The organism is Kitasatospora sp. NPDC059571 (assembly GCF_042735675.1).
Lineage (GTDB): Bacteria > Actinomycetota > Actinomycetes > Streptomycetales > Streptomycetaceae > Kitasatospora.
On record NZ_JBHWBW010000380.1, the window covers coordinates 1 to 7744 of the forward strand.

General features: G+C 74.3%; 6 protein-coding genes and 1 pseudogene. 3 read left to right on the top strand and 4 right to left on the bottom strand.

Annotation, left to right across the window (positions count from 1 at the left end):
- Positions 1 to 26: 26 nt before the first annotated feature.
- From ACFV0G_RS30210 to ACFV0G_RS30225, 4 genes are all read right to left on the bottom strand, one after another.
- A complete protein-coding gene (locus ACFV0G_RS30210; RefSeq protein ID WP_380554924.1) occupies positions 27 to 1466 on the bottom strand; it encodes a class I adenylate-forming enzyme family protein in 1440 nt (479 codons plus the stop codon).
- A 307-nt stretch (positions 1467 to 1773) separates the two neighbouring features.
- Positions 1774 to 2445: a 4'-phosphopantetheinyl transferase gene (locus ACFV0G_RS30215; protein WP_380554926.1), complete on the bottom strand. Its 672-nt coding sequence runs from the start codon at positions 2443 to 2445 to the stop codon at positions 1774 to 1776.
- Positions 2442 to 3305: a metallophosphoesterase family protein gene (locus ACFV0G_RS30220; RefSeq protein ID WP_380554928.1), complete on the bottom strand. Its 864-nt coding sequence runs from the start codon at positions 3303 to 3305 to the stop codon at positions 2442 to 2444. Before ACFV0G_RS30220 ends, ACFV0G_RS30215 begins: the two co-directional genes overlap by 4 nt.
- A gap of 52 nt (positions 3306 to 3357) precedes the next feature.
- Positions 3358 to 4293, bottom strand: coding sequence for an ACP S-malonyltransferase (locus ACFV0G_RS30225; protein ID WP_380554930.1), 936 nt, complete (start codon positions 4291 to 4293; stop codon positions 3358 to 3360).
- Between the two features lie 252 nt (positions 4294 to 4545).
- Between ACFV0G_RS30225 and ACFV0G_RS30230 the strand changes: the two genes are divergently transcribed.
- The 3 genes and pseudogenes from ACFV0G_RS30230 to ACFV0G_RS30240 all read left to right on the top strand — a co-directional run.
- The gene (locus tag ACFV0G_RS30230) at positions 4546 to 5349 is read left to right on the top strand and encodes a carbon-nitrogen hydrolase family protein (protein WP_380554932.1); all 804 of its coding nucleotides are present in this window, start codon (positions 4546 to 4548) and stop codon (positions 5347 to 5349) included.
- 30 nt (positions 5350 to 5379) lie between these two features.
- Positions 5380 to 7062 carry a flavin monoamine oxidase family protein gene (locus ACFV0G_RS30235; RefSeq protein WP_380554934.1) on the top strand — a complete coding sequence of 561 codons (1683 nt, stop codon included), beginning with the start codon at positions 5380 to 5382 and terminating at the stop codon, positions 7060 to 7062.
- 322 nt (positions 7063 to 7384) lie between these two features.
- A pseudogene (locus ACFV0G_RS30240) lies at positions 7385 to 7553 on the top strand (transposase family protein); the annotation flags it as partial.
- Between the last annotated feature and the right edge of the window lie 191 nt (positions 7554 to 7744).

The window sequence follows — 7744 nt, forward strand, 5'->3', positions numbered from 1 at the left end:
TGCGGGGCGCGCGCCCCCGCCCCGGCTCAGGCCGGCAGGTCGGCGGCCGTCGCGGGGGCCGCGTCGGCGAGCGCGAGCTCGGTCATCCGGCGCTTGTCCGGCTTGCCGTTGCGGTTGAGCGGGAAGCCCTCCACGACGACGACCCGGTTCGGCTGCTCGTACACGGGCAGCAGCTCGCCCAGCACCGCCCGCCAGTGGGCGGCGTCGCGCAGCTGCTCGTCCTCGACGAAGAAGACCAGGCTGCTGCCGCGCCGCTCGTCCGGCAGCGCGACGATGCGGGTGGCGCAGCCACCGGCGGCGGCCTTGCGCTCGACGATCTCCGGGTAGAGCGTGTAGCCGTTGCGGTGCACGGCGAACTTGCGGCCGAGGACGAAGAGGTTGCCGTCGGCGTCCAGGTAGCCGAGGTCGCCGGTGCGGAAGACGTCCTGGTCGACCGGGTCGATGCCGCCCTCGTCCGTCAGGTAGCCGATCATCACGTCCGGTGTCTCCACGAGCAGTTCGCCGACCACTCCGGCCGGCACCTCGCGGTCCTCGTCGTCGACGACCCGGATCCGCAGGCCGTCCATGACCTTCCCGCAGGAGACCGCGTTGTCGGCGGTGGCGAACGCGACGTTGCCGGCCTCGGTGCTGCCGTAGCTGTCGAGCAGCGGCAGTCCGAAACGCTCGACGTACAGGTCGGTGAGGGCCTGGTCGAGCGGCGCGGCGCCGCTGCAGAACATCCGGACGGCGCCGAGCGAGCGCTCCAGTGCGGGCTTCTGGCGCAGGATGCCCAGGATGCTGCGGTAGGTCGCCGGGGCGGCGTCCAGCACGGTCGCCCCGGAGGGGCCGGCCATCCGCAGTGCCCGGTCGAGGCGCTTGTAGGGGGCGATGACCAGCGAGCCCTGCACGATCCACGCGATCAGCACCATGGACAGGCCGTACTGGTGGGAGAACGGCAGCAGCGGCAGCAGCACGTCGTCCGCGGTGTGGCCCATGTGATGGGCGTTGCGCTCCAGGTTCTTCAGGAACCGGCCGCCGTTCTTGACGATGCCCTTGGGTGCGCCGGTCGAGCCGGAGGACCACATGATCAGCGCGTCGTCGAGGTCGCACCAGGCACCGAAGTCCAGGCGCCGCTCGGTCACCCTGACCTCGGGCGCGGCGGAGATCAGCTCGTAGAGGTGGACCGGCTCGGCCTCCGGCGGGACGGGCGCGTCGTCGTCCACCAGCACCAGCTTGGTGCCCGCGCGGCGGATGATCGAGCCGGTGGCCTCGTACTTCTCCTGCTGGTCCACCAGGACGATCGAGGCGCCGAGGTGCATCAGGGCGAAGAGCACGGAGACGTAGCTCACGGAGTTCCCGGCCTTCAGCAGCACCCTGCTGCCGAGTCCGACGCCGCGCTCGCGCAGCACCTGCGCGACCCTCAGGGTGTCCTGCTCGAACTCGGCGAGTGTCGCCGCCGAGTCCTCCGCAAAGATCTTTGCCGCCATCGGCTCACTCTTCCTTCTCGTACTCGGCGGCCACCGAGGGGGCGCGCCCGCCACTGCGGCACGCGGGCGTCGGATCCGGGGCCGAGGGGGAGGTCCGCGGCAGTCGGCTGACGCGGCCTTGGGTCGGGCGCCCGCGGCGCCGGGCACGCCGCACGATCGGCGGTCGGGGCCCGGCCGGGATCGCCGGAGCTCCGCCACGTCCGCGACGTTACCGACGGGTCGACGGCCGCAGTACCCCTATCCGCCCCCACCCCTGCCGGAGCGCCCCGACCGGTCAACTCCCGTTTGCCGACGCCGTGCTGGACGTTCAGGTACGCGGCACGGCGATCGCCGTCAGGACCAGCCCGGACGCGGCCAGCCAGCGGCCCCGGAAGCCGGGCAGCCGGCGGCCGGCCACCACCGGGCCCGGCACGAGCAGGCGGGCCGTGAACGTGCCGTCCGGGGAGAGCGCCAGCGTCGCCTCGGTGAAGTCGAGCATCAGTCCGGTCAGCGGGAACCACGCCTTGTAGACGCTCTCCTTGGCGCTGAACAGCAGCCGGTCCGCGTGGAGCCCGGGCTGCGCACGGCGCAGGGCGGCGAGCTGCGGAAGCTCCTCCGGGCGGCCGATCGCCTCCAGGACGCCCTCGGGCAGCGGCAGGTCGGACTCGGCGTCGATCCCGAGGCTGAGCAGGCCGGCGGCCGGGGCCAGGGCGGCCGCGCGGTAGTCGGCGCAGTGCGTCATGCTGCCGACCAGGCCGTCCGGCCAGCGGGGTTCGCCGCGCGGCCCGGGCACCAGCGGGACGGCCGGGCGGCCGAGGGCGGCCAGTGCGCGCCGGGCGCAGGCCCGGACGGCCCGGAACTCGGCCTGCCGCAGCGGCACCGACGCCGCGATGTGCGCCTGTTCCTCGGGGAAGAGCTCGGGCGCCTCGGCGGCCGCGGCCGGCAGCTGCGCCGTGGACTCCGCCACCGCCACCCCGTCGGGCAGGATCCGCTCGATCACCGGGCACCCCGCTCGGGCAGGATCCGGGTCAGCCCGGACGGCGCGTCCGCCCCGCGCCGGCGCCACTCGCGCGGGTAGCCCACCGAGACCTCCTCGAAGCGGACGCCGTCGTACCGGGTGCTGCGCGGGATGTGCAGGTGCCCGTAGACGACGGCCGCCGTGCGGAACCGGGTGTGCCAGTCGGCGGTGGCGGTGGTGCCGCACCACTGGGCGAACTCCGGGTAGTACAGGACGTCGGTCGGGGTGCGCACCAGCGGGTAGTGGTTGACCAGCACGGTCGGCACCGACGGGTCCTCCGCCGCCAGCCGGCGCTCGGTGGCCGCCACCCGGGCCCGGCACCAGGCCTCGCGGCTCGGGTAGGGGTCGGGGTGCAGCAGGTACTCGTCGGAGCAGACCACGCCGCTCTCGTGGGCGCGGGCCAGCGCCTGCGCCTTGGTCCGGGTGCCCGGCGGCAGGAAGGTGTAGTCGTAGCCGACGAACAGCGGCGCGATCCGCACCGGGCCGCCCTCGCCCTGCCACACCGGGTAGGGGTCCTCCGGGGTGTGCACGCCGAGGCCGCGGCAGATCCGCACCAGGTGCTCGTAGCGGGCGACGCCGCGCAGCGCCACCGGGTCGGAGGGGTGCGTCCACAGTTCGTGGTTGCCGGGCGCCCAGACGACGGTGGCGAAGCGCTCGGCGAGGACGCCGAGCGCCCACTCGACGTCGGCCGCGATCTCGCCGATGTCGCCGGCGACGATCAGCCAGTCGCGCGGGCCGTCCGGGCGCAGGCCCTCGACGATCGCGCGGTTCTCCTGGTAGCCGATGTGCAGGTCGCTGGTCGCGAAGAGCGTGCCGTCCGCCGCGCCGGGGTGGTTCGTCAAGGGGTGGTGCCTTCCTCGGGGCGCTCGGCCGCGGGTGTGCGCCGGCGGCCGGTCAGGCGGCCGGCCTGAGTGCCGATTCGGGGGCGAGCGTGCTGGTGGTGAAGTTGTCGACGGTGCAGCGCAGGCGGCGCAGCAGCCGGTCGCGTCCGACGATGGCGATCCGGTCGACGCCGAGGCCGGCCAGGGTGGCCACCACGCCGGGCCAGTTCATCGGGCGGACGAATCCGCCGAGCAGCCAGGCCGCGGCCTGCTCGGCGCTCTCCACCAGCGAGCCGTCCTGGTCGGAGACGATCGGCACGCGCGGGTCGCGCAGCCGGTAGCGGGCGAGGACGTCCTGCTCGACGCGGTCGCGCAGCGGGCCGAAGATGCTCGCGTGCGCGGGCGGGCGCATCGTGTAGAGGGAGTAGCCGCCGCTGTCGCCGATCCGCCGCTTGAAGCCGTCCAGGGCCCGTTCGGAGAGCGAGACCATGCAGAGGTCGTGGTCGAGCCGGGAGGAGACCTCGTGCCACTCGCCGGCGTCGGTGAGTTCGGCGAGCAGCTCGTCGAGCAGCTCCGGGCCGATCTTGACGAAGGAGTGGGTGACGATGTCGCGGTGGTGCTCGGTGAAGTACGCGGCCTCGCAGCGGGCGGTCTCGGCGACCAGGCTCACGGCCTCCTCGAAGGGAAGCACACCGGCGTGCGCGGCGGCGGCCGACTTGCCGAAACTGACGCCGGCGCAGTAGTCGGCGGGCGTCTGCCGGCCGGTGGCCAGGCCCCACTCGACCAGGGCCAGCGAGGCGACGAAGGAGGCCACCTGGGCGGTCTCGGAGTAGTCGTCGTCGCTGTCGCGCAGCGCGTCGAAGACGCTGTGGCCGAGCACCTCGTCGGCGGCCGCGAAGTACCTGCGCGCGGCGGCGTTGACCACCATGAAGCGGCCGAAGTCGGCGAAGCGCGAGGGGCCCATGGCGGGGAAGACGAGTGCGCTGCTCCCCGGCTCACCGGTCGTCATGTCAGCCCGTTCTGTCGGCGGTTCGGGACGGGACCGGGTCGGCCGGCGGTGCCGGGCGGGAGGTCCCGGTGGAACACAACCGCGCCGGCCGGGGCCGCCGCCACCCCTGTCGGCACCCCTGCCGCCCCTAGCGGCGGGCCGCGGCGGACCCGTCCCTGACCAGGGGTTGTCGCCTCGGCGGCGCCCGCCTAGCGTCGGTGGCGGCGAACGACGCCCGGGGACGACGGCACCCGCTACCTGAGGACGCACGGGATGAGGATTGCTTGCTGGCAGGCCGCGTGCGGCTCCCCCGACGTCCCGCACCTGGTGGCGCGGCTGCGCGAGGCGGCCCGCCGGGCCGCGGAGGCGGGCGCCGAGCTGCTGGTCGCGCCGGAGATGACCCTCGGCGGCTACCCGCTGCGGCCCGGCAACCTCGCCGAGGCCTCCGAGCCGGTGGACGGCCCGCACTGTGCGGCCGTCTCCGCGGTCGCCCGTGAGTTCGGCATCGCCGTGGTGCACGGCTGGCCGGAGGACGACGGCACCGGGGTCTACAACGCGGCCCGGCTGGTCGGCCCGGACGGCGGCACGCTCGCGGCCTACCGCAAGGCGCACCTGTTCGGCGACGTGGACGCCTCCCGCTTCGTCCCGGGCGACCGCGGCCTGGTGCAGGCCCGCCTCGGCGGGCTGACCGTGGGGCTGCTGGTCTGCTACGACGTGGAGTTCCCCGAGCCGGTGCGGGCGCACGCGATGGCCGGCACCCAGCTGCTGCTCGTGCCGACGGCGCTGATGCGGCCCTGGGACGTCGTCGCCAGGACCCTGGTGCCCGCCCGGGCCTTCGAGAGCCAGCTGTACGTGGCGTACAGCAACTGGATCGGCGAGCGCGGCGGCCTGGACTTCTGCGGGCTGACCACGGTGGCCGCCCCGGACGGCACACGGGTGACGCTGGAGGAGCCCGTCGAGGGTCTGCTGCTGGCGGACGTCGACCCGGCCGTGGTGGCGAAGGCGCGCGCCGACACTCCCTATCTCCACGACCGGCGTCCCGAGCTCTACGAGGGTCTGCCCGCCCGGCTGGGCTGACCCTGTGGGCTGGGCCCCGAAAGGTGTCCCATGTCTCCCGGTACCGGCGCGCACTCGCGTGAACTGACCGCCCCGCTGACGATGTTCGGCCCCGACTTCCCCTTCGCCTACGACGACTGGCTGGCCCATCCGGCCGGGCTCGGCCGGGTGCCGGCCGAGCGGCGCGGCACGCCTGTCGCGGTGGTGGGCGGCGGTGTGGCGGGCCTGGTGGCCGGCCACGAGCTGCTGCGGCTGGGCCTGCGCCCGGTGGTGTACGAGGCCGGGGAGCTGGGCGGCCGGATGCGGGCGGTGCCCTTCCCGGCGGATCCGGCGGTCTCCGCGGAGATGGGCGCGATGCGCTTCCCGCGCTCGGCGCGGGCGCTCTTCCACTACGTGGACGCGCTCGGCCTGCGGACCAGCCCGTTCCCCAACCCGCTCTCCCCGCACACCCCGAGCACCCTGGTGCACCTGAACGGCGAGCGCCGGGTCGCGCGGACGGCGGAGGACCTGCCGCCGGTGTACCGGGAGGTGTCGGACGCCTGGGAGAAGACGCTGCTGGAGCAGGCCGAGCTGGCGGTGGTGGAGGCCTCCGTCCGGCGGCGCGACGCCCCGCTGCTGAAGGCGGTGTGGAACCGGATGGTGCGCACCCTGGACGACCAGTCCTTCTACGGCTTCCTGGCGTCCTCGCCGTACTTCCGCTCGTTCCGGCACCGGGAGATCTTCGGGCAGGTGGGGTTCGGCACGGGCGGCTGGGACACCGACTTCCCCAACTCGATCCTGGAGGTGCTGCGGGTGGTGTTCACCGGCGCCGACCAGGACCAGGTGCGGCTGGACGGCGGGACCGGCGGGTTCGTGGACGGGCTCTGGACGCGCCCGGTCGGCCCGGGCGGGCACTGGCCGGCCGACACCTCGCTGGCCGCCCTGCACGGCGGGCGGCCGCGCCCCGGGGTGCGGGCGCTGCGCCGGGCCGGCGACGGCGTGGAGGTGACGGACGCCGACGGGGTGTCGGAGCGCTACGCGGCGGTGGTCTTCACCCCGCACGTGTGGACGCTGCTGAACCGGGTCTCGTGCGACCCGGCGCTGCTCTCCCGGCAGCACTGGACGGCGGTGGAGCGGACCCACTACATGGGCGCCTCGAAGCTGTTCGTGCTGACGGACCGGCCGTTCTGGCTGGATCGCGACCCCGCCACCGGAGCGGACACGATGAGCATGACGCTCACCGACCGTGCACCGCGCGGGGTCTACCTGTTCGACCAGGGCGGGCCTGATCGGCCGGGAGTCATCTGCCTGTCGTACACCTGGAACGACGACTCGCTGAAGTTCGCCACCCTCAGCGACGAGGAGCGGCTGGAGGTGCTGCTCGCGAGGATGGCGGAAATCTATCCCACGGTGAATCTCCGTAGGCATATCATCGGACCGCCCGTTACGGTGACCTGGGAGACCGAGCCGCTGTTCATGGGCGCCTTCAAGGCGAACCTTCCCGGGCAGTACCGCTATCAGCGGAGGCTGTTCACCCAGTTCGTGCAGGACGGCTTCCCCGCCGATCAGCGCGGGTTCTTCCTGGCCGGGGACGACGTCTCCTGGACGGCGGGATTCGCCGAGGGCGCGGTCACCACCGCGCTCAACGCGGTGTGGGGCGTAGTGCACCATCTGGGCGGCGCCACGGACCCGGCCAATCCCGGCCCCGGGGACGTCTTCGACGAGATCGCGCCGCTCCTCCTGCCGGAGGAGTGAGCGCCGGCCCGGTGGGCAGGCGTGCGGGTGTCGGGGCTGGGCAGCGATGGGGGACGGCAGGGGTGGACGTGAGGCGGGGGCTGGATCCGGGACGACCGGGCAGGGGGCGACCGGAGCTTCGGCGTCCGCATCCGCACCGGTCCGAGCCGCCGCCCCGGAGCCGGACGGAACCCGGCGGCAGCACGACACCGGACCGGACGTGGCAGGGCGGGCAATGGCACAGCTGATCAGCGCGGCGGAGACGACCTGGGTGGAACTGCTCACCGGTCTGACCGCCGAGGAGTTCACCGAACTGCTGGAGTCGCTCCGCCCCCTCGCCGGGGCCGACGGACCGCGGGCCGGCCGGCGCTGGGCCCTCGGCCTGGAGGACCGGGTCCTGCTGGTGATGACCTACCGGCGCACCGATCTGACCATGCGCGAGGTGGCCGCGCTCTTCGGCATCTCGAAGTCCGCCGCCGACCGCATCGTCGGCCACCTCGGCCCACACCTCGAGTTCACCGGCACGCTGCGCCGGCGCCGCTGCCGGCTCGTCGTCCGGGACGGGGCCGCGACCGACACCGGCGGAGTCCCGCCGCAGGCCGGCCCGCAGGACGGCGACTGCTCCGACTGCCGGCCGCAGTAGCCCCGGCGGCACCGCGCTCCGGCCGTGCCCGACCACTCCGCCGATCGACCCCTCCACCAC

Excerpts from the sequence above, each read along its gene's own strand:
- ACFV0G_RS30230 (WP_380554932.1), top strand. The coding sequence starts at position 4,546 with ATGAGGATTGCTTGCTGGCAGGCCGCGTGCGGCTCCCCCGACGTCCCG.
- ACFV0G_RS30235 (WP_380554934.1), top strand. The coding sequence starts at position 5,380 with ATGTCTCCCGGTACCGGCGCGCACTCGCGTGAACTGACCGCCCCGCTG.
- ACFV0G_RS30225 (WP_380554930.1), bottom strand. The coding sequence starts at position 4,293 with ATGACGACCGGTGAGCCGGGGAGCAGCGCACTCGTCTTCCCCGCCATG.
- ACFV0G_RS30210 (WP_380554924.1), bottom strand. The coding sequence starts at position 1,466 with ATGGCGGCAAAGATCTTTGCGGAGGACTCGGCGGCGACACTCGCCGAG.